Annotated in this window: 28 protein-coding genes; 14 read left to right on the plus strand and 14 right to left on the minus strand. The window is 45.9% G+C overall.

The window, feature by feature from the left end; translation table 11 throughout:
* The first annotated feature begins 77 nt into the window (after positions 1 to 77).
* Entirely contained in the window at positions 78 to 1,205 is a 1,128-nt protein-coding gene (locus ACQ4M5_RS35380) for a DUF58 domain-containing protein (protein ID WP_430680483.1), read from the plus strand.
* Here ACQ4M5_RS35380 and glsA read toward each other — a convergent pair.
* Positions 1,202 to 2,107, minus strand: coding sequence for a glutaminase A (gene glsA, locus ACQ4M5_RS35385; RefSeq protein WP_430680484.1), 906 nt, complete (start codon positions 2,105 to 2,107; stop codon positions 1,202 to 1,204). The two genes, ACQ4M5_RS35380 and glsA, sit on opposite strands and share 4 nt — an antisense overlap.
* A 43-nt stretch (positions 2,108 to 2,150) precedes the next feature.
* Entirely contained in the window at positions 2,151 to 2,477 is a 327-nt protein-coding gene (locus ACQ4M5_RS35390) for a carbon dioxide-concentrating mechanism protein CcmK (protein ID WP_430680485.1), read from the minus strand.
* 244 nt (positions 2,478 to 2,721) lie between these two features.
* Here ACQ4M5_RS35390 and ACQ4M5_RS35395 point away from each other — a divergent pair, with 244 nt between their 5' ends.
* Both ACQ4M5_RS35395 and ACQ4M5_RS35400 read left to right on the plus strand, forming a co-directional pair.
* Positions 2,722 to 3,033 (plus strand): hypothetical protein, encoded by a 312-nt coding sequence (locus ACQ4M5_RS35395; protein WP_430680486.1) that lies wholly within the window; start codon positions 2,722 to 2,724, stop codon positions 3,031 to 3,033.
* Positions 3,034 to 3,046: 13 nt separating this feature from the next.
* On the plus strand, positions 3,047 to 4,306 hold the full coding sequence (locus ACQ4M5_RS35400; protein ID WP_430680487.1) for a glycosyltransferase: 1,260 nt from the start codon (positions 3,047 to 3,049) through the stop codon (positions 4,304 to 4,306).
* Here ACQ4M5_RS35400 and ACQ4M5_RS35405 read toward each other — a convergent pair.
* Positions 4,296 to 4,550, minus strand: coding sequence for a hypothetical protein (locus tag ACQ4M5_RS35405; protein WP_430680488.1), 255 nt, complete (start codon positions 4,548 to 4,550; stop codon positions 4,296 to 4,298). The two genes, ACQ4M5_RS35400 and ACQ4M5_RS35405, sit on opposite strands and share 11 nt — an antisense overlap.
* Positions 4,551 to 4,556: 6 nt before the next feature.
* The gene (locus tag ACQ4M5_RS35410) at positions 4,557 to 4,904 is read right to left on the minus strand and encodes a DUF6883 domain-containing protein (RefSeq protein WP_430680489.1); all 348 of its coding nucleotides are present in this window, start codon (positions 4,902 to 4,904) and stop codon (positions 4,557 to 4,559) included.
* A 232-nt stretch (positions 4,905 to 5,136) separates the two neighbouring features.
* On the opposite strand from ACQ4M5_RS35410, the gene ACQ4M5_RS35415 reads away from it, so the two are divergent.
* Positions 5,137 to 5,730, plus strand: coding sequence for a hypothetical protein (locus ACQ4M5_RS35415; RefSeq protein WP_430680490.1), 594 nt, complete (start codon positions 5,137 to 5,139; stop codon positions 5,728 to 5,730).
* A 334-nt stretch (positions 5,731 to 6,064) separates the two neighbouring features.
* Here the strand turns inward: ACQ4M5_RS35415 and dnaG are convergent, their stop codons facing one another.
* The gene (gene dnaG / locus ACQ4M5_RS35420) at positions 6,065 to 7,969 is read right to left on the minus strand and encodes a DNA primase (RefSeq protein ID WP_430680491.1); all 1,905 of its coding nucleotides are present in this window, start codon (positions 7,967 to 7,969) and stop codon (positions 6,065 to 6,067) included.
* Positions 7,970 to 8,103: 134 nt separating this feature from the next.
* Between dnaG and ACQ4M5_RS35425 the strand changes: the two genes are divergently transcribed.
* Positions 8,104 to 8,709 carry an HD domain-containing protein gene (locus ACQ4M5_RS35425; RefSeq protein ID WP_430680492.1) on the plus strand — a complete coding sequence of 202 codons (606 nt, stop codon included), beginning with the start codon at positions 8,104 to 8,106 and terminating at the stop codon, positions 8,707 to 8,709.
* Between the two features lie 27 nt (positions 8,710 to 8,736).
* Here the strand turns inward: ACQ4M5_RS35425 and ACQ4M5_RS35430 are convergent, their stop codons facing one another.
* The 3 genes from ACQ4M5_RS35430 to ACQ4M5_RS35440 form a co-directional block, all read right to left on the minus strand.
* Positions 8,737 to 9,375 carry a hypothetical protein gene (locus ACQ4M5_RS35430; protein ID WP_430680493.1) on the minus strand — a complete coding sequence of 213 codons (639 nt, stop codon included), beginning with the start codon at positions 9,373 to 9,375 and terminating at the stop codon, positions 8,737 to 8,739.
* Positions 9,376 to 9,462: 87 nt separating this feature from the next.
* The gene (locus ACQ4M5_RS35435; protein ID WP_430680494.1) at positions 9,463 to 9,966 is read right to left on the minus strand and encodes a type II toxin-antitoxin system YhaV family toxin; all 504 of its coding nucleotides are present in this window, start codon (positions 9,964 to 9,966) and stop codon (positions 9,463 to 9,465) included.
* Positions 9,967 to 9,968: 2 nt separating this feature from the next.
* Positions 9,969 to 10,301, minus strand: a complete 333-nt coding sequence (locus tag ACQ4M5_RS35440; protein ID WP_430680495.1) for a type II toxin-antitoxin system PrlF family antitoxin — start codon at positions 10,299 to 10,301, stop codon at positions 9,969 to 9,971.
* Positions 10,302 to 10,461: 160 nt separating this feature from the next.
* Here ACQ4M5_RS35440 and ACQ4M5_RS35445 point away from each other — a divergent pair, with 160 nt between their 5' ends.
* On the plus strand, positions 10,462 to 11,403 hold the full coding sequence (locus ACQ4M5_RS35445; RefSeq protein ID WP_430680496.1) for an NAD(+) kinase: 942 nt from the start codon (positions 10,462 to 10,464) through the stop codon (positions 11,401 to 11,403).
* Here ACQ4M5_RS35445 and ACQ4M5_RS35450 read toward each other — a convergent pair.
* The 4 genes from ACQ4M5_RS35450 to hpsE are packed head-to-tail and all read right to left on the minus strand — an operon-like array spanning position 11,400 to position 15,215.
* Positions 11,400 to 12,512 (minus strand): glycosyltransferase, encoded by a 1,113-nt coding sequence (locus ACQ4M5_RS35450; protein WP_430680497.1) that lies wholly within the window; start codon positions 12,510 to 12,512, stop codon positions 11,400 to 11,402. The genes ACQ4M5_RS35445 and ACQ4M5_RS35450 overlap by 4 nt on opposite strands.
* The gene (locus tag ACQ4M5_RS35455; RefSeq protein WP_430680498.1) at positions 12,509 to 13,345 is read right to left on the minus strand and encodes an LPS biosynthesis glycosyltransferase; all 837 of its coding nucleotides are present in this window, start codon (positions 13,343 to 13,345) and stop codon (positions 12,509 to 12,511) included. Before ACQ4M5_RS35455 ends, ACQ4M5_RS35450 begins: the two co-directional genes overlap by 4 nt.
* Positions 13,342 to 14,301: a glycosyltransferase family 2 protein gene (locus ACQ4M5_RS35460; protein WP_430680499.1), complete on the minus strand. Its 960-nt coding sequence runs from the start codon at positions 14,299 to 14,301 to the stop codon at positions 13,342 to 13,344. Before ACQ4M5_RS35460 ends, ACQ4M5_RS35455 begins: the two co-directional genes overlap by 4 nt.
* Positions 14,298 to 15,215: a hormogonium polysaccharide biosynthesis glycosyltransferase HpsE gene (hpsE, locus tag ACQ4M5_RS35465; protein ID WP_430680500.1), complete on the minus strand. Its 918-nt coding sequence runs from the start codon at positions 15,213 to 15,215 to the stop codon at positions 14,298 to 14,300. Before hpsE ends, ACQ4M5_RS35460 begins: the two co-directional genes overlap by 4 nt.
* Positions 15,216 to 15,330: 115 nt before the next feature.
* Here hpsE and ACQ4M5_RS35470 point away from each other — a divergent pair, with 115 nt between their 5' ends.
* The 6 genes from ACQ4M5_RS35470 to ACQ4M5_RS35495 all read left to right on the plus strand — a co-directional run bounded on the left by ACQ4M5_RS35470 (position 15,331) and on the right by ACQ4M5_RS35495 (position 19,475).
* Positions 15,331 to 15,717 carry a COG3650 family protein gene (locus ACQ4M5_RS35470; RefSeq protein ID WP_430680501.1) on the plus strand — a complete coding sequence of 129 codons (387 nt, stop codon included), beginning with the start codon at positions 15,331 to 15,333 and terminating at the stop codon, positions 15,715 to 15,717.
* Positions 15,718 to 15,790: 73 nt separating this feature from the next.
* Complete coding sequence (locus ACQ4M5_RS35475; protein ID WP_430680502.1) at positions 15,791 to 16,378, plus strand: TIGR04282 family arsenosugar biosynthesis glycosyltransferase; 588 nt, start codon at positions 15,791 to 15,793, stop codon at positions 16,376 to 16,378.
* Positions 16,375 to 17,067, plus strand: coding sequence for a TIGR04283 family arsenosugar biosynthesis glycosyltransferase (locus ACQ4M5_RS35480; protein ID WP_430680503.1), 693 nt, complete (start codon positions 16,375 to 16,377; stop codon positions 17,065 to 17,067). Before ACQ4M5_RS35475 ends, ACQ4M5_RS35480 begins: the two co-directional genes overlap by 4 nt.
* Before the next feature lie 15 nt (positions 17,068 to 17,082).
* Positions 17,083 to 17,934, plus strand: a complete 852-nt coding sequence (locus tag ACQ4M5_RS35485) for a class I SAM-dependent methyltransferase (protein WP_430680504.1) — start codon at positions 17,083 to 17,085, stop codon at positions 17,932 to 17,934.
* 50 nt (positions 17,935 to 17,984) lie between these two features.
* Entirely contained in the window at positions 17,985 to 18,683 is a 699-nt protein-coding gene (locus tag ACQ4M5_RS35490) for an HAD family hydrolase (protein ID WP_430680505.1), read from the plus strand.
* A 42-nt stretch (positions 18,684 to 18,725) separates the two neighbouring features.
* On the plus strand, positions 18,726 to 19,475 hold the full coding sequence (locus tag ACQ4M5_RS35495; protein WP_430680506.1) for a Uma2 family endonuclease: 750 nt from the start codon (positions 18,726 to 18,728) through the stop codon (positions 19,473 to 19,475).
* Between the two features lie 48 nt (positions 19,476 to 19,523).
* On the opposite strand, the gene ACQ4M5_RS35500 is transcribed toward ACQ4M5_RS35495, so the two are convergent.
* On the minus strand, positions 19,524 to 19,871 hold the full coding sequence (locus ACQ4M5_RS35500) for a hypothetical protein (protein ID WP_430680507.1): 348 nt from the start codon (positions 19,869 to 19,871) through the stop codon (positions 19,524 to 19,526).
* A 283-nt stretch (positions 19,872 to 20,154) separates the two neighbouring features.
* Here ACQ4M5_RS35500 and tmk point away from each other — a divergent pair, with 283 nt between their 5' ends.
* Both tmk and ACQ4M5_RS35510 read left to right on the plus strand, forming a co-directional pair.
* Entirely contained in the window at positions 20,155 to 20,790 is a 636-nt protein-coding gene (gene tmk / locus ACQ4M5_RS35505; protein ID WP_430680508.1) for a dTMP kinase, read from the plus strand.
* On the plus strand, positions 20,778 to 21,269 hold the full coding sequence (locus tag ACQ4M5_RS35510; RefSeq protein ID WP_430680509.1) for a nucleoside deaminase: 492 nt from the start codon (positions 20,778 to 20,780) through the stop codon (positions 21,267 to 21,269). Before tmk ends, ACQ4M5_RS35510 begins: the two co-directional genes overlap by 13 nt.
* Here the strand turns inward: ACQ4M5_RS35510 and ACQ4M5_RS35515 are convergent.
* Positions 21,266 to 22,885 (minus strand): protein kinase domain-containing protein, encoded by a 1,620-nt coding sequence (locus tag ACQ4M5_RS35515; RefSeq protein WP_430680510.1) that lies wholly within the window; start codon positions 22,883 to 22,885, stop codon positions 21,266 to 21,268. The two genes, ACQ4M5_RS35510 and ACQ4M5_RS35515, sit on opposite strands and share 4 nt — an antisense overlap.
* Between the last annotated feature and the right edge of the window lie 253 nt (positions 22,886 to 23,138).

Consider the following 23,138-nt stretch of genomic DNA (forward strand, 5'->3'; position numbering starts at 1 on the left):
CTTGATATCCGTAGTTCTTCCTCGGTACTGTCTGGTGCATTCTGAAATTACTTGTCTTTGTAAAGCTTTTACAGATCATGCGTACCGTCACCCGGATTACTGACTGGCTCGAATCTCATTGGATTAACCCTGCTTATAGCGGTTGGTTACTTGGCGCAATGGGAATTTTCTTCTTTCTCGCTGCCACCAATTCAATGTCGGGTTGGCTGTATGTCATGAGTGGAGTCGTCTTTGCGCTGATGACGATCGCTGCTTTTCTATCGCGCCAATCCTTGAAAGGACTCACAATCACTCGCCGTCCAATTCAACCCATTAGCGCGGGAGAACCCTTAACGATCGAGCTTTTGATCCAAAATTCAACTCGTCAACGAAAGAGCCTGATTCAAGCCGAAGATCGGATTTCTTCAGTACTCGGATCGCCTACTCAACGAGTGATTGAGATGATTAATCCAAACCATTCCTATTACTGGGTGTATCAGCATTCCGCCACTCGACGCGGCATTTATCGCTGGCATGAAGTTCACCTACGATCGGCGGCTCCGCTTGGATTGTTCTGGTGTCGAAAAACGGTTCACGTGAATGCGATCGCGCTAATCTATCCAAAGGTTTTCCCGCTGCAACGTTGCCCTTTGATCGATCAACTCGGACAGCAAAATAGTATGCAGCTTCAATCCCAACGCGCAAAAGCGGCAACTGAAGGAATGACTCGATCGCTCAGACCCTATCGTTGGGGTGATCCGATGCGGATGATTCATTGGCGCAGTAGTGCCCGCTACGGGGAATTACGGGTACGAGAATTAGAAACGTTCACAACGGGGCAAGAGATTGTGATCGCGATCGATAGTGCTACAAACTGGGAACCTGAAGCCTTTGAAGAAGCAATTAGCGCAGCGGCATCTCTATATTTTTATGGCGATCGACAACGATTGACGATGCGGCTCTGGACAGCAGGAACCGGATTGATTCAAGGACAACAACCCGTTTTAGAAACGTTGGCAGAAATTCAAGCGAATGAAGAATCAAAAGCGCAAACTTTACCCGAAACCACGATCGTTTGGCTCACTCAGAATCCGAACAGCTTGAATACATTACCGAATGGCAGTCGATGGCTGTTGTGGGGCAATAAAACGCCTGGTTCAACTCATTCGGGAATTGTGGTGGAAAAAACTCGATCGTTGCAATCTCAATTACAAGACAACCTTTAGCGAAACACGCTCAAACCTAATTCCTGAGCTAATTTCTCAACTAAGAACAGTCCTGCAACCGAATTTCCAACCTTATCGATCGCAGGACTGTAACACGCGATCGCGCCTTGTTTTGGAACGATCGCCAACAGTGCCCCGCTCACCCCCGATTTCATCGGTAATCCCACTCTCACCGCGAATCTCCCTGAAACCTCATACAATCCACAAGTCAGCATCAATGCTGAAACCATTTGCTGATGAAGTGGAGCGATTTTGTCGTGCGGTTTAGCCAGCAATAAACCCAACTGAGCTAAATCCTCGATCGTGCCTGACAAACAACAAAGCTGATTGTACGTATCGAGTGCGAGATCCACACGATCGAGCAATTCCCGCTGAACTAGAATATCTGCGATTGCGCGATTCGTTTGATTCGGCAGAGATCGTACAGAATCCAAAGCTTTCTCATCCAAAACAAATCGAGTTTGAGCGCGATCGTTCAACCATCTCCGAAATGCTTCACATCGCTCCGACCCTGATGTTCTCGGCATCAATCCTGTAAGTGCGATCGCACCACTATTAATCATTGGATTGCGCGGATGTCCGTCATCGCTCTTCAACTGCGCGATTGAATGAAACGGCTGATCCGAGGGTTCCGTTCCTACGTGTTGAAAAACGCGATCGCTGCCGACTTGTTCGAGTAGAAACAGCAGCAAAAACGGCTTAATCACGCTCATCAGCACAAAGGGTTGCGCGAAATCACCCGACACAAGGGTTTGATCTGCGATCGTATGAACTGCCAACAATCGCGGATCGACCTTTGCCAATTGAGGAATATAGTCTGGCAATCGTCCTTGCAGCGTGAATCGTCGGGCTTGAGCCACCCACGAATCGAGATCAGCCTGTGTAAGATGCGCCAGTGCCATGAAGAACCGCAGAAAGGAAATCCAAACTGGAGTATATCCTTTCTCAGACCCGGTTAAATTCTTCAGTCCGTTCGCTGTACTCGATCGGCAACACAACCATCAAATTATCGTTCGGGCGTGGAATGTAATGCGATGAGAGAAAGAGTTTGTCGCCTTCCTTGTAGCTGTGCATTTTCTTCGCGGCTTCTAATCCCGCTTCCACGGAAATTTTTACTTCGGACACATCGCCACGAACCACGATCGTCACATAAGCGCCGCTGACTTTTTCCATTTCGACCAGTGTGACTCGTGCAGCTTTGACCATGACATCCGCAACAGCTAATGCGGGCGGCAATCCACGCACTTCGACCATCCCAACCGCTTTCCCCATAACCGTGAACTCCCTTCCATTTGCGCGTAGTATCTAGATTATTGCAGTTTGTCTATACTTTGGCGAATGGTCGATCGTTGATCGTCGCTTTTCACTCTAATCACGAATGCTTATGAAAGATTAAAATCATCTCATGGAAAGCCAACCGAGAGAAATTCGCTATTACGTTACGGAAAATGGAGAAAGCCCGTTTGTAGAATGGTTGGCTTAGAGATTCAAATAGCAAAACTCTACTGGAGAGATTATGAGTCAAATCAAGATTGATCGGAGTAAGAGCTACCGAGAGTTTCTGCTGACCAGTCTGAATCAGGATGTGGAACACGCGGCAGGTTACATCGAAGCGGCGTTAGAGGAGCGAGACTCTGATCCTGCATTTTTGGCTAAGTTGCTTCAGTCTGTAATGGAGAAGGTGGTGATGGCAAAGTATTTAGAAGAAGCCATACCACAGGAGTTACAAGAGAAGCTTGCAAAGTTCAATCAGACGATCGAAGTTTACGACTTTATTGAATTGCTGGATATGTTGGGGTTTGAAGTCGCAGTTCGTCCTAAGTCTTAACTCGGATTGAATGATGAGTAGAATTGTTCTGACAGCACATGGATCGCTGGGTGATTTGTATCCGCTGATTGGATTAGCGATCGAATTGCGCGATCGCGGTCACGAGATTATCTTTGCAACGGTGAAAGACTATCGATCGAGAATTGAAGCGATCGGTTTTGAGTATCGTCCGATGCGTCCGGATCATGTCCGGATGGATGACGAGAAAATGTTGGAATTAATGATGGATCTGCGTAAAGGTCCAGAACGAGTGTTTCGGGACTATTACTTGCCCAGCATTCGGGATATGTATAGTGATCTAACCGCAGCAGCAGAAGGCGCAGATTTGATTGTTGCAGGTGAACTGATTTACGCGGCTCGAATTGTTTCGGAAGTGATGCAGATTCCTTGGGTGCTGTGTGTGCTTGCCCCATTATCTTTCTTCTCAATTTATGATCCCTTGGTCTTGCCCGCATACGAAGGCTTAGACAAACTCCGCATCTTTGGAACGGGTGCTAATCGAGCCGTGATTAATTTTGCAAAGTTCATCAGTCGCAACTGGGGTGAACCGCTGCATCAACTTCGACGGGAATTAGGATTGCAGCCGATCAAACACCCGTTTGTGGGTCAGGATAAGTATTCGACAGAGTTGAATTTAGCATTGTTTTCTAGCGTGTTGGGCGCACCTCAACCGGACTGGAATTCAAAGATGCTACAAACTGGGTTTGTGTTTTTTGATGGGCAAGCAGAGCTAAATCCGAAACTAGAACAGTTCTTAGCAGCGGGAGAAGCACCGATCGTATTCACCCTTGGATCTGCGGCAGTACACACAGCAGGCAACTTTTATCAACAAAGTCTTGAGGCGGTTCGACAGCTAAATCGTCGTGCGGTGTTTTTGATCGGCAAGAATCCACCACCAGAGAACTTACCCGAAACTGTGATTGCGATCGACTATGTGCCTTTTTCCCAAATCTTTCCCAGAGCCAGCGCGATTGTGCATCAAGGTGGAGTTGGCACAACTGGGCAAGCGCTTCGAGCAGGGAAACCGACGATCGTGGTTCCGTACAGTCATGACCAACCGGACAATGCATTACGAGTAGAACGTTTAGGAACTTCAAGAACCATTAAGCGCGATCGTTATTCTGTTTCAAAAGTTGTTGAAGCTTTGACCGACTTGAACAATCCGAAGTATGCGATCAAAGCGGCGGAAGTTGGGGAAATTGTGCGATCGGAAGATGGCGTGAAAGTCGCGTGTGATGCAATTGAAAGCCAGTTAGCTGCAATCAGTTTGTGATCGCTTTGCTGCGGGTAGCACCCTCTGTCTGTCCCCAAACTTCAGGTAAAACCTTCACCCAAGAAGCCGGAACCGAAACTATATCGAGCGTTTCACCTGATTGAAATACTTCGATCGTGTAACCCAATTCTTGATGCACTGTGGAAAACGGCAACTCATCTACAATTACGCCGCGATCGCCCACCTTTATGGCACTTCCTGGTACATCTTGCAGCAAAATCGCCCAATGAAATAATCTATCCATGCCAACTTATTCTCCTTGCTCTGAATAACTAGCTTTGTCTGGATACAAAGTAATAAACCGAACGATCTGTGAATTTGTATCTTGCTGCCAAACTGTAATGACGTTGAGCAATCGATTATTTAACCCTCGCCATTGGCTCTTGACAAGAAATCGCATTCCCCACTCTGTTTCATTAATTTCTGAAATTTCCGCACCTTCCACTGCTTTCACTATATCTTGACGCAATTCTTCCCAGGTTTGAAGAGTATAGCCTGCACCTGCAAGAAACTCAGATTTGTCATCTTTTGCTTGATATACCAGCAAATAATTTGTGAGTTTTTGGTCTTGAATAACCAAGCCAGATGGCATCTTCATTCATCAGTATCCAGTATTGGTCGCTCAACGATGCTGTGTTCAGAAGTCTCAGTCACAACTTAAAGTCTCTGGAGATTCTTCGCGATTATTTAATCTTTACTGAATATAATCTATTGCAGATGCACCTATAGTGAATCCAAGACTAGAGCGAGAAAAGCTACCTCGCTTGCATCAGTGGTGCAGCCTTGAAAACTAAAGTGTTTAGACGACTCTCATCCGTAGGAATAACGTTATGAATCGATCGACGATCGCAGCTTCCGCATTGATTTTTGGCTTAGTGTTACCCGTCACTCAGCTTTCTGCTTCTGCAACCCCGTTTCAAATCAGTCAAGCGATTAAGCAACCGCTACCGCCAGCTTCAGCACCCGTCAGAACTCCCACATCTACGATGCAGTTTGGCTTGGAAGATGGCACGCCTGTCAAGCTCAAATTTAGACAGACCGTTTCTTCTAAAGACACAAATTTAGGCGCAACGATCGAGTTTGAAGTGGTTGAGGATGTGCTGGTTAAAAATAGAATCGTGATTGCAAAAGGAGCGATCGCGAAAGGGAAAGTCACGAAAGTTCAGGGCGCGGGAATGTTGGGTCGCAAAGGAAAGTTAGAAATTGCGCTGCAAGAAGTGACCTTGGTAACGGGTGAACGAGTTTCGATCCGGGGCAGTCAACAAGCAGGAGGAGGACACGCAGGCGGCATTATTGCGGTGGCTGCTGTGATCAATCCGTTGGCATTGTTGTTCAAGGGAAGACAGGCAGTGTATGAAGCGGGGACAGAAGTTCCTGCGTTTGTCGATGGTAATTTTGCTTTGGATCAGACAAAGTTCAAATAGGGCGAAACTCCTGAGCGGTAGTGTTAGACCCTGCTCAGGAGAAAACTAGATCTCGCTGCATGAATTAAAGGTGTCCGCCGAATGGAATTCGAGTATGTTCAAAATTTGGTGTCGGTAATGTGTCGCTCCGATTGAGTCCGCCCGGCGCTAAACCGACCGGGCTAATGAGAGAAAGGAGGCTGAAGCCCCCTCGAACAGACCTTTCAGCCCGCTTCAGCGGGGTTTCCTCTATTAGCCCGGAGGTTCAGCTCCGGGCGGGATAAGGGATGAACAGACACACCAAAATTCACAACTCCTGGAATTCATCACGGCAGCCATGCAGGAGAAAACTTTTCTAGTCCACCGCGATCGGGGATTGAACCAGATCCACAAAGCTCACTTGTCGTAATCGATCGAGTTCTGCAATTCGCTGTTTCTCAACATAAGCTTTTTGTTGATAGAACTGTCCGAGATCGGGTGTCGTACTTAGATCCGTTTTCTCCCAGAGATCAAGAAAGTGCCGATAGCGTTTTTCACACATCACTCGTTCAATTCCCGCAGTTGCCGATCGAATCACTAATGGCGCTCTCAAAATATCGCGCTTCGTTTTTTCATCGAGTTCAAACAGGGAGAAGACTTGAGACATTTCACGCGGGAAATCGTGAGTTCGATCGCGCAATGCTTCAAACAAGTCACCATCAAGACTGTCCTGCTCAATGTCGCAAATTTGCCGCCAGAGGAATCGGTGATGGGACATGCTGAATTCGAGATCTTGAGAATCGATCGCGGTTCTCACTTGGATGCGGTATTCAGGCGCGTGAAGGTAGAGGCGCAATAGCTGAGATTCACATTCTTCGAGGAGATTACGATCGCTGGGAGTTTGCCATTTCTGCGATCGACCATGCCATCGCTGTCCCCGCACTTGAAGCCGTAAGTTCTCTTCAATCTGCTGAGTTAAACGACTATTTCCCTGACTTAGTAGCTCTGCACAGTAGTGAATGTAGTGTGTTCTAAGCGAGGGATTTGGTAGATTTCCAAGTAAAGATACGATCGCTGTAACTGCTTGTTGGAATTGATCAGATTGCTTTAGATCTTGATTAAGGATCGCTTGTTCAATTTGCCAATCAAGCCACAGTGGAGAACGATCGAGCAAATCCTGATAGTCTTTTGGCGCATGATTCTTAAGATAATCATCTGGATCTTTCCCATCAGGAATGTTCAGAATCCGAAGCTGAACTTCTCCTTGATAAGCCAGATTTGCAATTTCCCCGATCGCTCTTTCTGCGGCTTGCACTCCTGCTCGATCGGCATCAAAGTTAAACACCACTCGCTTCGATTCGGTGTAGCGTAATAGCTGTTTTACTTGAGCTACACTCAGAGCAGTTCCAAGAGAAGCAACCGCATTCGTGATTCCAGCAGCATGAAGCGCAATCACATCAAAATAGCCTTCAACCACTACGGCTTGATCTTGTTTCGCGATCGCGCCTTTCGCTTTGTCCAATCCGAACAGCGTCTTTCCTTTATCAAACAAGTCCGTTTCAGGAGAGTTCAAATACTTCGGTTGTTCATCGCTCAACGTCCGTCCACCAAACCCAATCACACGACCTTGCGAATCATGAATTGGAACCATTAAACGATTGCGGAATCGATCGTAGTATCCTTCTCCCGATTTACGCGGAATCAACAATCCAGCTTTTTCCACCAGCACAACTGGGTAGCGTTTTTGCTCAACTAGATATTTAGAAAGGGTTTCCCAACCAGCGGGAGCATAACCGAGTTGGAACTGTTGGATTGTAGCAGGAGAAAGTTTGCGATCGCGTTTCAAATACGCCAATGCTTCCGCGCCCTGTGACTGCTGCAAAGCGTGTTCATAGAACTTTGCGGTAATTGCCAGAATTTCGTATAGCTGTTCTCTGACCGATTGTTGTCGCTGAAACTCCTGACGATCCTCAGCTTGCAGCGTTTGAACGGGCACTTGGTACTTATTCGCCAAATCGAGAACGACTTCGCTAAAATTGCGTTTGCCCAACTCCATGAGAAACTTGATCGTATTTCCGCCTGCACCACAACTAAAACAGTAGTAAAACTGTTTGCTCGGACTCACCGAGAAGCTGGGAGACTTATCATCATGAAACGGACACAAGCCAACAAAATCTTTGCCCTGTTTCTTCAGGACAACGTGTTCCGAAACAACGTCTACAATATCTGCGCGTTGTTTGACTTGCTCGATCGTATCCGGGTGCAGGCGGGGAACGTTCATGATCAACTTTTGGTTGGTACACCTATTCTAGCGAGAGAATGAAATTCTTGGAAACGCTGTAAATAGGTTTTAGTTTGTTCATTCTACGCTATCCCTAGCGTTTGTCCAGCAAGTTTAACACTCAGGATCTTTTCATGCAACTCACTACGACCAGACTCCAAGCACAAATCCAATTTATTGTTGAAATCGACAAGCTGAAGCACGTTTTTCGACAAACGCTACTGATGGATAAATCCAGACGCGAAAACGATGCTGAACATTCCTGGCACTTGGCAATGATGGCGATCGTGCTTTCTGAATATGCTGATTCGCAAGTCAATTTACTCCGCGTTCTCAAAATGGTGCTGATTCACGATTTGGTTGAGATCGATGCGGGCGATACCTTTTGTTATGACGCGATCGCACTTCAGGATCAAAGCGATCGAGAACAAAAAGCCGCCGATCGATTGTTTGGAATGTTGCCAGAAAATATCGGTGAAGAACTGCGAACGCTCTGGGAAGAATTCGAGGCGAAGGAAACATTAGATGCTCAGTTTGCAGCGGCACTCGATCGACTTCAACCGTTATTGCATAACTACTACACGCAAGGCGGAACCTGGAAAATGGCGAATGTGACTGAGGCGCAGGTAAGGAAACGGATGGCTCCGGTGTCGATCTGTTCTCCGGTGTTGGGTGAGTTTGTGGATAGTTTGATCGAAGATGCGATTCGACAAGGATTTATTTTGAAATCTGAATTGTAAATTTTCCTGCTGAATAACAGATTAACTTTAGTCTACAGCCATAAAATAGCGAGTCTTTGTACCTTCACGCTCAATACTTATCGCATATCGAGCGAGTATCTCTTCTGACCACATTGGATTCACTTGATCTGCCCAAGCGGGTCTCCTAATTTGAAATTCAGTCTCATCATTAATCCAAGGTGGAGCAGGAGAGTTGAAATCCTCACCATTCAGCGGACGACTCTTCCAAAAAATGCTTCCGTTCCCAAATCGTCCTGAATCAAGAAATTTGCCTTGCTCATCTAAAACCTCTATCCAGCTTCCACTATTATCCCAACCGTCGTCGATAAAGCCACGGATTAATAGAATAAAAGCGAACTGTCCTTTAATCGGAATTTTCAGGAAATATAAATCGCTAAGACTGTATTGCGAATACCAGAGATGGCGTTCAAAAGTGTCAGAGATGCGTTTTGGAGCTTCCTGCTCAATTCTTTTGATTTCTACACAATCAAAACCAACACTCGTTACAATTCCCAGTAATTCAAGACTGGCAATTAGATAGGTGTTATAAAGCTCTGCAAGACCTTCTAATTCACACCAATCTATGAATCTCCTACCTGATTCACACCAATCTACAAATCTTGTTTCACAGAACTCACGAACTTGAAGTTTCCACTCTGATTGCATCGTCTAACTACCTATGCTCTAAAAGCTATCTTGCCCTGATACTTACTCGTCATTCATACCGAACTCAACTTCATGATCGCTCTTCTATCATTCATCAGTTTGGCTCTTCCGAACTTCTGCTAGGCGACTCGATGCAGCTTGAGCCTCTGCCAATAGAGCATTCCAATTATCCGGAGGACGATCGTTCTCTAGCATGGTTCTAAAAACACGGTAAGCATCCGTTTTACTGTCATAAGCGCGTTTTGAGTTTTCGTCATTCACCCATGCGAACACAATAATCTTGCTTTCCAGGTGATATCGAAAGAACAAACGGTACTGTTGGAAAAACTTCGCTCTAAACCAGTGCTTATACTCGTTTCCTAGAGTTGTACCTTGACGATACTCACTACGAGTTGGATCTTGAGGAATGACATCAAAAGCAAGTTTTAAAATTGCAGTTAAGCGCTTTGTAGCATTCTTCTTTTGATAATTTTGGGGATCTTTCTGGCGGAGCAGTTCGACTTGTTTCTCAAGTTCTTCAAGCTGATCCAGAAGGAGAGGATGAGCAAAAATACTCCACCCATTGATTACGATCGTATTATCAGAAGACAACGCTACTCATCCTCATCGAATAGAGGCGCATCTAAATCGACTTCTACATCAGTGGTTAATGCGCGAAGACGATTCACTAGCTCAGGAGTCACGGCTCGAATTTGTTGCGGATTCTGACGCATATCCTCAGCCAAGAATTCTAAAAACTGCTCCAGTACTGGATCGGTTTCTGGTTGATCAGCACGAGAAATAACCACCTGACCGTCAGCCTGGATCGTGTATTGAATCTTGTCTCGCTTTTCTAACCGCAGTGCTTTTCGTACACTATCAGGAATCGTCGTTTGATAGCGATCCGTAAGTGTGGATTCTGCTTGAAATGCTGATGTCTCAGCCATAGGTGTCTCTAAATTCAATTCATTCTATGGTAATGCGATCGCATTACTTCTTCAACCCAACGACCTACCGGATCAGTCTGAGAAAGAAACAGTTAATATGTTCTACATTTTGTCATCAGGATAAATTGTTTTCCTATTTGCATTAGCATTTAGAGGTATTTTGCAAGAAAGAACCTCGATCGCTGTGCAGCTAAAACAAGTCCTAATCGTTCATAAATCTGGCGACCCATTGAGCAAAAAATGGGCGGAAACTTGCGCTCAAGCCCTGGAAAAGCGCGGATGTCATGTTCTTCTAGGTCCAAGTGGTCCAAAAGATAATCCATATCCCGTGTTTTTGGCATCGGTCGCACCGCCGATCGATTTAGCTGTGATTCTCGGTGGAGATGGAACAGCGCTGTCTGCCGCTCGAAATTTGGCAGCCGATCACATTCCGATTTTGGCAGTGAATGTGGGCGGACATTTGGGATTTTTGACCGAATCGCCTGATGACTTTAACAGCGAAACGATTTGGGATCGATTGGAAGCCGATCGATTCGCAGTTCAGAAACGGATGATGCTTCAGGCAACCGTCTATGAAGGGAATCGGACGAATTTGGAGCCGATGAGCGATCGCTATCTTGCACTCAATGAAATGACGATTAAACCTGCTTCTGCCGATCGCATGATCACATCGATTTTAGAAATGGAGATTGATGGTGAAGTCGTGGATCAGTATCAGGGCGATGGTTTAATTGTATCAACACCGACTGGATCAACCTGTTACACAGTAGCGGCAAATGGTCCAATTATTCATCCGGGAATGGCAGCGATCGCAATTACGCCAATCTGTCCCTTAAGCTTATCCAGTCGCCCGATTATCATTCCACAGGGATCAGTCGTGAGTGTTTGGCCCTTAGCAGACTATGACTTGAGTACAAAGCTCTGGATGGATGGAGTGTTAGCAACTTCGATTTGGCCTGGTCAGCGCGTTGATATTCGGATGGCAGAAGAAGAAGCGCACTTTATTGTGCTGAGAGAGGACTATTCCTACTACAAAACACTGCGTGAAAAACTACAGTGGGCAGGCGCAAGAATTCGCTACAACAACAATCATCGGAACTAAGAGAGTCTGAGAAGATTGAGATAACCTGAGACCGCACGATCGTGACTAAACAATGCTGCCCGTTGTTCAAGCTCTGTTTTTGGAATCGGGTGATCTAGACTCTCTTGCATCGCAACCGAAAGCGCGATCGCATCTTGCATCGGCACTAATCGACCATACTTGCCCTCTGCCAAAATCTCTTTTGGTCCAAACGGGCAATCCGTCGAAATCACCTGACAACCACATCCCATTGCTTCAATTAGAACTGTAGGAAGTGCTTCCCAACGTGAGGATAGAACAAACACCGTTGCTTGTCGCATGAATGGGTAAGGATTCGGCTCAAATCCAGGTAAATCCACGTCCGCTTCAATGCCCAACGCTTGAATCTGTTGCGTGTGCGCAGCACGAAGTTGCCCATCTCCTAAAATCACTAAACGTGCCTCACGAGTTCTTCTGACCCTTGCAAAGGCATCAATCAGCGTTGCAAAGTCTTTTTGAGCCGTGAACCGTCCAGCAGCGAGAAACACAGGAGGTTGCTCTGGCTTGAACCAAGGGTGATCACACGGTTCTAACGATCGCTGATACAAAGATTGATCAATCACCGGATTTTCAATCACATGCACGATCGAATCTTTCAGTTTGAGATCGGTTTTAAGTTGCGTTGCCATCGCTTCACCCACAGAAACCACAGCATCGGCATGAGGATAAAACCACTGCATTATCTTCTTGATCGTGCGACTCTGAGGAACATCGATCGATAAATTTTGAAATAATGGTAGATGTTCTACTAGAACTAATTGACAGCGAACTCCGGATAGCTTTTTTGCAAGTACTACGATCGAGTTAATAAAGACTAGATGTGAAACTAATGCGATCGGGCGTTCTTTCCGTAGATATTGAATCAGCGGCAATAGTAATTTGAGAGAGCCTTTCGTAGAGTTATTGATCTGAACATTCAGCGAAATCACGCGAACTGATTCGGGAATTCGATCGACAAATGCACCTTCGAGTGATGCCACAACTAAATCGAGTTCGACACCTTGTTCTGACAAGCTAGTAAGCAGATTAAGAACAATGCGTTCTAGTCCGCCACCTTGTAGATCTCGTGCAAGAAAGGCAACTCGTTTCATCGTCTTGTCCAGTAGAGGTGGAAATGTCTGCGGAGGGCGAAGCGAATTAATCGGAGAGGGACACTCGATCGCACTACGATCGCAGGTCGCAAGTATTTACCTAGTAGTAATCGGATAATTCCTTTGAGCCTTGCTCTGAGTCGAATGCTGATCAATTTAAAGTGAGGATTAGTTTGCTCAACTAGAAATGGAGGAAGAAATGCGAGTTTGCCGTAAAGTAAATCGGCGTGATGAATGCCGCTCAATCCATTGAGACGATGTTCCGGATTCGCTTTTCCACCGTGTTCGCCATAATTGCGAAATGGAATATAGTTCTTGAAGCCTTCTCGCCGTAAGTAATCATCAATTTTGGAATCAAAGTTGTGATAGCTTGTGCCATATTGTTCGGTGATTTCTTCAACGAAACTTTCACACAAACTTTTCGCACCTTTAGGAGTGACAATATAAGCGACTAATGCAGTTGAAAAGCCTTCTCCATAACCTTCGGGAGTGACAGAGTAAAGCTGCGATGCACAGGTATATAACCAAATCAATCCCACTTTTTCTTGAGCTAAATTAAATGGGACTGGAAGGCGACCCATTCCGACTACAGGCACAAAATCCGCTTCGACAATCAAAGTAGGTTGTGTAGCTTGAGCCGCTTTTTCCCAAGCTTGTCGATGATTCAACATACAGCGATGAATCGAAGCAAAACCTTGATATTCAGGCTTGTCTTGTTGTCGCACGACTTCACAGCAAAATCCCTCCGCCGTAAGCGCTTCTTCGAGTTGTTCAGTCGATTCTTTGTAAGCGATGATTAGGGCTTTGTCGATCGCAGTTTTTAATGAATTCATCTCTGTGTGGCAACTCGACTAATGATCGATTTGGACAGCGGAACAGGAAGCAGCAGAATCACGAGAATTTTCAGCCAAGCTTTCCAAATCGTTTTATACAAATCAGGATTATATTTTGTAGCAAGACGAAGATAACGAAACGCTAAAATTCCGTTCGATCGCTTAGAAGGGAAGTTTAAAAGTTTCGTAACGTAATAGGTGTAAATCGTTGCAAGCGTGTACTTTTTCAAGTGTTGCAATGATTCAGGCGCTTGTTTGAAAGCTCGATCGATAATCGTTAAACACGCCTTTTCTGATGCAGGAATGTTGAACGAAGAAGAACCTTCATGAATCCGGTAATGAATTTGATAATCTGGAACACAAACAGATTTGAATTGAGCCGCAAGCCTGATATAAAAATCCCAATCTGCGGCTTTGGGAAAGTCTGGATCGAAATGGGGAATTTGCTCGATCGCGCTTCGTCTCACTAAGATATTTGAGCCGCTTTCTAGACAATTTCTCACTAATAATTTGTGATAGATATTCGTGTCATTTCCATACCTGGTTCCTCGATACAAAAGCTTGCCGTCTTTATCAATGAAATTTGTCCAACTGTAGGCAAAACCCGCTTCTGGATGATCTTCGAGCGCTTGCCATTGTCGCTCTAATTTATCCGGTGTCCACAAATCATCCGCATCTAGAAACGTGAGATATTCACCTTTCGAGACTTCAATACCACGATTACGAGCAGTCGGTAGACCCCCATTTGAATAAGAGAATACTTTAATTCGTGAATCTGGAATGCTTTGAACAACTTCTACAGTTTTATCAGTTGCGCCATCATCCACGACGACAATTTCAAAGTTTCCAAATGTTTGATTGAGGACGGATTCAATCGTTTCTCGAATCATTTTCTCAGCATTGTAGGCTGGGATAATGACAGAAATAATGGGTGATTCTTCGATAGTTTGTGTCATTGTTTTCTAGCAAGAAGAGTGCGATTCCAAAGATAGAATGGACTGATAAAACTGCTAACTAGCAATTGCTGTTCACAAGCGATCGCTAAATCTTTCGTTTCAGGATGCTTGAGTTTGTGAATGATGATTTTTCTAAAGTCATTCAGCAAATACACGGGAAAGACAAAGGGACGCTGCCAAGGTTTCCAACGCAGCATTCGAGTGTAATGGCGCACCAGTCCAATCCCTTTGATCAATTTGAGCAAATACGATCGCTCAGTTCGCCACTGTGGAATTTGGTGATACAAGTGCATTTCTGGGTTGTACCAAATCTCCCGCCCAGAATTTTGAATGTGCAAAATTGCTTCAATATCTTCGCTGGCAAGCATTTCAGAGCTAGTGCGTCCAACTAAAAAGGGTCGCTCTGGAACGACATCCAGCCAAACTTGACGCTGTACGACTAATCCTGCACTCGGCGGCAGGACGCGATCGTATCGATGCGGCTTCGATCCCCGTTCTACGATCGCTAGAAAGGGCGCAATCTTCCGAACCTCGGCGGGTGGTTCAACTTCATACGCGGCGTGATTCTGCCCACCGAATGCACCAATTTCTGGATGAGCTTGAGCAAATCGATGAGCTTGAGCAATCCAGTTTTCATCTGGCAGCGTGTCATCATCGAGAAAAGCAATCCATTGTCCGGTCGCTTCTCGAACTCCTTTTAATCGCGCAAATGCCGCTCCCTGTTCAGCCTCGAAAATGTACCGAACTTCAGAATAAGTAGAAATGACTTGTTGAGTATTATCACGGCTATTGTTATCGACGACTAATACCTCCCAAGCGATCGAGTCGGTCTGACATTGCGATCGCAAACAGTCGAGAACGCTGCCAATTCGCGCTTCTCCGTTGTAAGTGCAGATAACAACACTGAGATCCATGAGGTCTATCCAATGCTTCGCCCTCAGTATGGACAGAGAAAATGCTGCACTAACTGACCGGAATTCTGACGAGAGAATTGTAGGAATCAATACACAATTGAGTTTATCTCTGAAAATGAAAGTTCAAGTTCTGTTGATGGGTTTCGCTGCAAGTCTGTTCGCTTTGATGCCTGCGATCGCGAATCAAACTAGACCTCGCCCTGTTGAGTCGTTTACGGTTGTGGGAGCAGAGCCGTTTTGGAATGTTGAGATCAACCGATCGGGTATCACTTACACTACGCCTGATCCGAAAAAAGTTTCGTTCCCGTATGTGGCTCCACTGAGTGCAGAAGGACGACCCGCTGATACTGTCCGGGTCTATCGTCTGCGTGGAATGACGGGCGGAACTTTGATGATTCGCAAAGGTGCGTGTAGCGATACGATGTCTGATCGTAAATATAACTATTCGGCAACGCTGGTCTTAGGTGACACCGTGAAGGAAGGTTGCGCGATTAAGAAATAACTTATCGCGTTTCGGCTTGGAACTGTGGTAGAAACTCTACGCAGTTCCAATTTTTTTTGCCATTTTTTTATTTGTGCAACAACTGATTATTTTCACACGCTATCCCGAAGCGGGCAAAGCTAAAACTCGCTTGATTCCTGCTTTGGGAGAGGTAGGTGCTGCCGAATTGCATCGAAGAATGACCGAATCGACGATCGCTAAAGTTCGCAATCTCGAAAACGTTTCTATCTGCGTTTACTTCACAGGTGGAACGATTCAACAGATGCAGGATTGGTTAGGTGATGATTTGGAGTATCAACTTCAACCTTCAGGAGATTTAGGCGATCGACTAATTCATATCTTTCAAACGATGTTCGATCGAGGTGCGCGATCAGTCATTGCCATTGGAACAGATTGTCCGGATCTAACTTCTGAGATATTAACACTCGCATTCACACAGCTAAAAACCCATCATTTATCAATCGGTAAAGCAACTGATGGCGGATATTACTTGATTGGATTAGATCAATTAATTCCAGATGTTTTCCAAAATATTGCTTGGAGTACTGATGTAGTATTTCAGCAAACATTAGAAATTGTGAAACGATTAGATTTATCGATCGCATTTCTCCCCGTATTGAATGATGTCGATCGTCCTGAAGATTTGCAGTATCTACAATGAAAATCTCGATCGTGATTCCAGTTCTGAATGAAGCGAAGTCACTTTCGAGCATTCTCCCAATTCAAGCGACTGATGTTGAAATCATTGTCGTAGATGGAGGCAGTGAAGATGAAACCGTTGAAATTGCCAAATCATACGGTTTTAAAGTGTTGCACTCGTATCTGGGACGAGCGATTCAGATGAACGCAGGAGCCGAAATTGCAACCGGAGAAATTCTGTTATTTCTTCACGCCGATACACAGTTGCCAGAAGGATTCGATCGCCTCATTCGCGAAACCTTATTAACCTCAATTGCAGGTGCATTTGAATTAAAAATCGATTTAGATTTACCAGGATTGCGCTGGATTGAACGGGGTGTGAATTGTCGATCGCGCTTTCTTCAAATGCCTTACGGCGATCAAGCCCTCTTTCTGCGGACAGAAACATTTCATGCGATCGGCGGTTTTCCTGAGTTGCCGATCATGGAAGATTTTGAATTTGTCAGAACATTACGACAAAAAGGACGCATTGCGATCGCTCCTCATGCAGTCGTGACATCCGGGCGACGTTGGAAGAAATACGGCGTTTTGAGAACAACAATCGTCAATCAAATTGTAATTTTGGCGTACTTAATTGGAGTGTCACCGTCCCAAATTCGTCACTGGTATCGTACCGGACTCAAATCGATTCGCTACACTAAGCTTCAGTAGCGTTGTGATGAACCGATGGCAACTCGTAAAGATACAATTTTCGAGCAGTACTTAGCTCCGATCGCACAATTGTTAGTTGATCGAGAAGAAATGCGCCGAGTGCATCAGAGCATCGATTGGGCATCAGAATGCGATCGCTTGACTGATCCGAATTTGGTCTATCCGAACTACTACAAAACGCAGAATTTTCACGGGATCGAAGGCGGCTATTTAACGATCGGGGCTGCAACTTCTTATGATCCAATCACTCAACTAGCGCTTCCTCCGAACGAAACTTGGGTGCGGCAACAAGTGATTGATGCGATTCAGGGTCAACCGTTACGCATTCTCGATCTTGGATGTGGAACAGGTTCAACGACAGTTTTGCTAAAACAAGCATTTCCCAGTGCAGAAGTCTTTGGATTAGATTTGTCGCCGTATATGTTGGCAGTTGCCGATCGTAAAGCGAGACAAGCGAATCTCAACATTCACTGGATTCACGGCAAAGCAGAACATACAAAATTTCCAGATCGTTCATTCGATTTAGTCACAGCATCGCTGCTCTTTCATGAAACCCCACCATCAATCTCAAAGTTAATTCTGCAAGAATGCTTTCGATTGCTCAAATCAAGTGGTGAAGTTGTCATTCTTGATGGCAGTCAGAAAACACTCAGACAAACAGAATGGCTAACACAAATCTTTGAAGAGCCGTATATTAATGACTATGCCCAAGATAGTATCGAGGCTTGGATGGGAGCCGCTGGACTTGCAGCCGTTCATAGTCAGGAATTTTGGTGGCTGCACCAAATTACACATGGAACAAAAGCATTAACCAGCACTGATTTTGAGGAATTTGATCAGTTTGATGGAGAATTCGCGGTGTCCTAGACATCCCGTGGGTGTAAGGTAAAAGACGGGACGATCGCGCCTTATTTCTGATGCTGAAAGCTGTTTTATTCGATTTCAATGGTGTCATTATCAATGATGAACCGCTCCACGACAAACTTCTAGAGCAACTCCTGATCGAGGAAAATTTGCGCCCCAAACCTGGAGAATTCCGAGAACTCTGCTTGGGACGTAGCGATCGAGTGTGTCTCCAAGAAATGCTCGAACGGCGCGGTCGAGTGGTTACGCCCGATTATCTAGATGAATTAGTCAGTCGAAAAGCTCAAGCGTATCTGAAGGAAATTAGCGCGATCGACAAGCTACCGATCTACAGCGGCATTGAAGATGTGATGTTCAAATTACCGCAGTGTAAATTTGCGATCGTCAGTGGTGCGCTTCGATCCGAAATTGAACTGGTGCTGGAACGAGCAAATCTACGATCGCGTTTCTCGGTGGTTGTTTCGGGCGAAGATATTACTGTGAGCAAGCCCGAACCAGATGGTTATTTATTGGCAGTCGATCGCTTAAATCAGGAATTTCCAGAACTTCAATTAACAGCAGCGGAATGTTTAGCGATCGAAGATACTTTTGCTGGAATCCAAGCTGCCAAAGCTGCCAAAATCCCAGTCGTGGGCGTGGCGAATAGTTACCCGTTCCACATGCTGCAACGCTGCGCGAATTGGACAGTGGACTACTTGATTGATTTAGAAATCGATCGAATTCAAAACACGTTTGCGGCTGTTCCTGCTTAATTCCCAATACAATTAAACCAACCCTACTGCAAGAGGTCTGCCATGTTAGAGCACAACCCATTGCAAATTCTTCCTACCGAATTCGACTTGCCCGACTCGGACGATCAGCCTGTGGACAATGAGCTACAACTTCTTATCCCGATTCTCCTCAGAGCAATCCTCGCTTTACTTTGGGCAGATCGCAACGATTGGTTTTTCGGGATTAATCTAGGGCTGTACTACGACCCGAAGCAACCCGCGATTGGTCCTGATGCCTTTCTCAGTTTGGGTGTTCCACGAGTCAGACCCAGCGGAAAATTGCGCCTCAGTTATTTGCTTTGGGAAGAAGGAGTGATGCCGCAGTGGGCGTTAGAAATCGTCTCGCAGAAGTATGGCGGCGAATACGATGACAAGATGCAGGATTATCAAAATTTGGGAGTTCTCTACTACACCATTTACAACCCGAATCATTGGCGACGAGATCGACATGAACCGTTTGAGGTCTATCGCTTAACCAATGGTCGATACGTGCGACAAACCGGAAATCCGATTTGGATGCCAGAAATTGAATTAGGAATTGGCGTGGAATCGGGGACGCACGAAGGCATTACACAAGACTGGCTGTATTGGTACGACGAACAAGGAAATCGATATCCCGCACCCGAAGACGCGATCGCACTGGAACGTAACAGAGCAGAATTCGCCGAACAGCAACTTAGAGTGGCAGAGCAACAATTGGAAGCAGAACGTCGATCGCGTCAAGCCCTTTTAGAAAAATTGCGGCAAATGGGAATTGATCCCGAACAGCTATAAAAAAACTCCGACCATTTGCACGATCGAAGTTCTATTCTAAAAATCTATCTAGCCTGTCACCGTTTCGATTAGGTTCCAGCCTTGATTCTCGCTTATCGCTTGATTCACGAGATTGTACATTTTGCGACAGTGATTATCGACTTGAAGAGGAAGCTCCTCGTTTTTAATCACAAAGTTCATCTTCGTTTCCTTTTCGGTCGCTGTTGTTTTATCAATCAGCACCTCAACCGTAACAAGTTTTGGAAATGCCACATTGCCTGGGATTTCCCGCGCCATCAAATAGTCCTCAGTCGCGTAAATCACATCCAGGTTGCAGGATTTCAGCGTCTGATTCAACAGCGGCTGGAGATTCTGCAAGGGGACTCCAACAGTGAATAGACAAGTGTAACGAGCCATAGCAAACCCCAATCTTGTGACAAGTGAATCTCACTTTCTTCCTTTCCAACCTACGCTAAAACGATACCCTGGTCTAGGTGAGCGCCCGTAAATCTTAATCTGGCTTTCAGACCGTTATAGAGCACTGGTTTGCGTAGTCTGCATCAAGCGTGACGCTTCAGTGGCATTTTGCCCTAGCCCATTTATAGCGGATAACCCCGAAATTGATCTATTTCGCGGAGATCGAATAGAAAATCCCTGATTTGAAATACTCTATAGGGTCAAGGCGACATTTGAGAAGGAAATGGACGGTAAATTAATTGTCTTTGAAGGAATTGAAGGCTGTGGCAAGACGACGCAGCTTGAACGATCGCGTCAATGGTTGACGACGATTCAAGCTGCTGATGTGATCCCCACTCGCGAACCTGGTGGAACACCACTGGGAGGGGAAATTCGCAAGCTGCTTTTACACAGTGATGAGGAGCCGATTTACGATCGAACTGAGCTACTCCTCTATGCTGCCGATCGTGCTCAACACGTTGATCATTTTCTTCGCCCACATTTAGAGCGAGGCGCGTTGATTTTATGCGATCGATACACCGATTCGACGATCGCGTATCAAGGCTACGGGCGTGGATTGGATCTCGCTTTGATTAATCAACTCAATCAGGTTGCAACTGGAGGCTTACAAAGTGATTTAACAATTTGGTTAGATATCGAAGTCGAAGTTGGATTCGAGCGGATGAAGCAGCGGGGAAAGCGCGATCGAATCGAACAAGCCAGCATCGAATTTCATCAGCGGGTGAGAATGGGATTTGCGAAACTGGCAGAAGAAAATTGCGATCGCATTGTTCGGATTGATGGCAGTGAAAGCGAATTACACGTGGCAGAACAAGTCAAAGCTGCAATCAGTCAAGCTTTAACTCGATGGAACCAATGATGCGTGATCCGACTCCTGAAGAAATCGTCAAACATTTGCGACGTGCGAATCAGATTGCCATTAGAGCGCGACAGTTCGGACATCATCCATTCGGTGCAATCTTAGTCGCTCCGGATCACGAAACGGTTTTGTTTGAGCAGGGAAATGTCGATTCGGTGAATCACGCTGAATCGGTCTTGGTACGAACTGCTTATCAAAATCTCAGTGCTGAATATTTATGGAACTGTACGCTTTACACGACCGTTGAACCCTGTGCGATGTGTGCTGGAACGCTGTACTGGGGGAATATTGGGCGATTAGTGTATGGAGTAGCAGAGACGCGATTACTTGAATTGACAGGAAATCATACAGAAAATCCGACTTTGAATCTGCCTTGTCGATCGCTCTTTGCTACAGGTCAAAAACCAATTCGAGTGTGGGGCGAAATTCCCGAAGTTGCAGAAGAAATTCTCGCAGTCCATCGCGATTTTTGGACTTAGCGCAGATCGATAAAATCTTCTCGTACCCAGCCTGTTGCTTTGGATGGAAATTCTACGAAATACCAGATTCTTCCATCGTCGCCACGGGCTTGTTGAAGTGCAACAACTTGATCGCCCACTAAGCCATAACTCGGAGAACTCGCACTGGTTGAAGGAGCTGATCGTAGATTCACTCGACTGCCCGCAGTCTGTCCAGTGATCTGAGCCGATCGCGGAAATTCTGCGGTTTTTGGTGGCTCATCAAGTGGGCGAGTCTGTTCTCCTTGCACCCAACCTTCTGCCCCAGACGGAAACCGGACAAATAGCCAAAGTTCGCCGTCGCTTCCTTCCATTTCTCGTGTGACCGTGACGCGATCGCCTGTTAATCCATACTGCGGCGAATCCGATCGAGTATTCGGTTGCGAATACACTCTCACTTGTCCGCCTGCAATTCCTTCTAAGATGACGGGATAAGACACTGAAGGCTCAGAAGGCGTTGGAGTCGCGATCGGGGAAGGACTCGGAGAAGGACGAACGGTTGGAGTCGCGATCGGAGTTGGAGATGGACTCGCTTGAACCGATGGACTGGGAGTCGCAATCGGGCTTTGAGATTCAGCAACAATTGGAGTCGGAGCAGGAGCGCGATTAAGAAATGCGGTTGCTGCGATCGCGGCTGTGAGCAATCCTCCGCCTGCTACGGCTGCAATGGTCAGTCTAGTACGATCGGAATTTTGAGGCATATCAGGCATCACTGTAGATGGACGGGAACCCATAACGGCTGTCTGAGTTTCAGACGGTTGAACGGGTGGGAGAGTTGCTTGCACAGAAGATTCTAAAGTCGATCGCACTTGAGCCGCGCTACTCAATCGATCTCTCGGATGCGATCGCACCATTTGATTCAGCACAGCAGAAAACTCCGGGCTTAACTGCGTTGCGCATTGTTGCCAAAGAATTTCCCCAGTTTGTGGATCGGTGTCGAAGGTTTGGGGCATTCGACCTGTTAAGAGATAAATTGCAGTCAGACCTAAACTGTAGAGATCGCTGGAAGGAATGGGTCTGCCTGCGGCTTGTTCAGGCGGCATATATCCTGGAGTCCCAATCACAATTGAACTGGTGGGATTGCCTCTAGAGTTGTAAACCGTTCCCATTGTTTCTCGAACCGCTCCGAAGTCGATCAGAACAGGTGCACGATCTAGGTGACGCAGAATGATATTTTCTGGTTTAATGTCCCGGTGGATCATGCCTTGATTGTGCATCAATTCCAACACGGGCAAGAGATTGATCAGAATGTTCCGAACTTCGCTTTCGCCCAATTTGCCTTGCTGTATGACTCGTGCTTCTAAGGTTTCACCCTCGATCCATTCTTGAACCAGATAAAACTTTCCCTCATGGCTAAAATACGCATAGAGTTTTGGGATTTGCGGGTGATCTTCTCCCAACCTTTCTAGAATTGCTGCTTCTCGCTGGAACCGTTCTTGTACGACTTGGTAAACGGCGCTCTCTGTTGCCATTGGCTTGAGTTGTTTAATCACACAAATGCGTTTAGAAGGCATCTGGAGATCTTCAGCCAGAAAGGTTTGTCCAAACCCGCCTTCGCCCAACATTCGTACAATCTGATATCGATTCGCAAGCAACATAGGAACGGTAAATCTTGAAGGACGAAAAGCCCTGGTGTAGAGAGATGTTTTCCAACTATACAAGCGATCTGAAGGTCGTAACGGAAAAGTACGATCGCACTCTCTAAATTTCCCCGCCAGAATCTACCAGCAATTCTCATTATGAAAAATCAACTGGAGTTGGGCGGGACTTCTAACTCCAGTCCTTCAATCATAAAGGTCAGCAAATGATCCCAATTCTCGAACAATAAGTAGCGAGTTAAGGCACGCAGAT

Source organism: Leptolyngbya sp. AN10, from assembly GCF_050565645.1.
Lineage (GTDB): Bacteria > Cyanobacteriota > Cyanobacteriia > Leptolyngbyales > Leptolyngbyaceae > Leptolyngbya.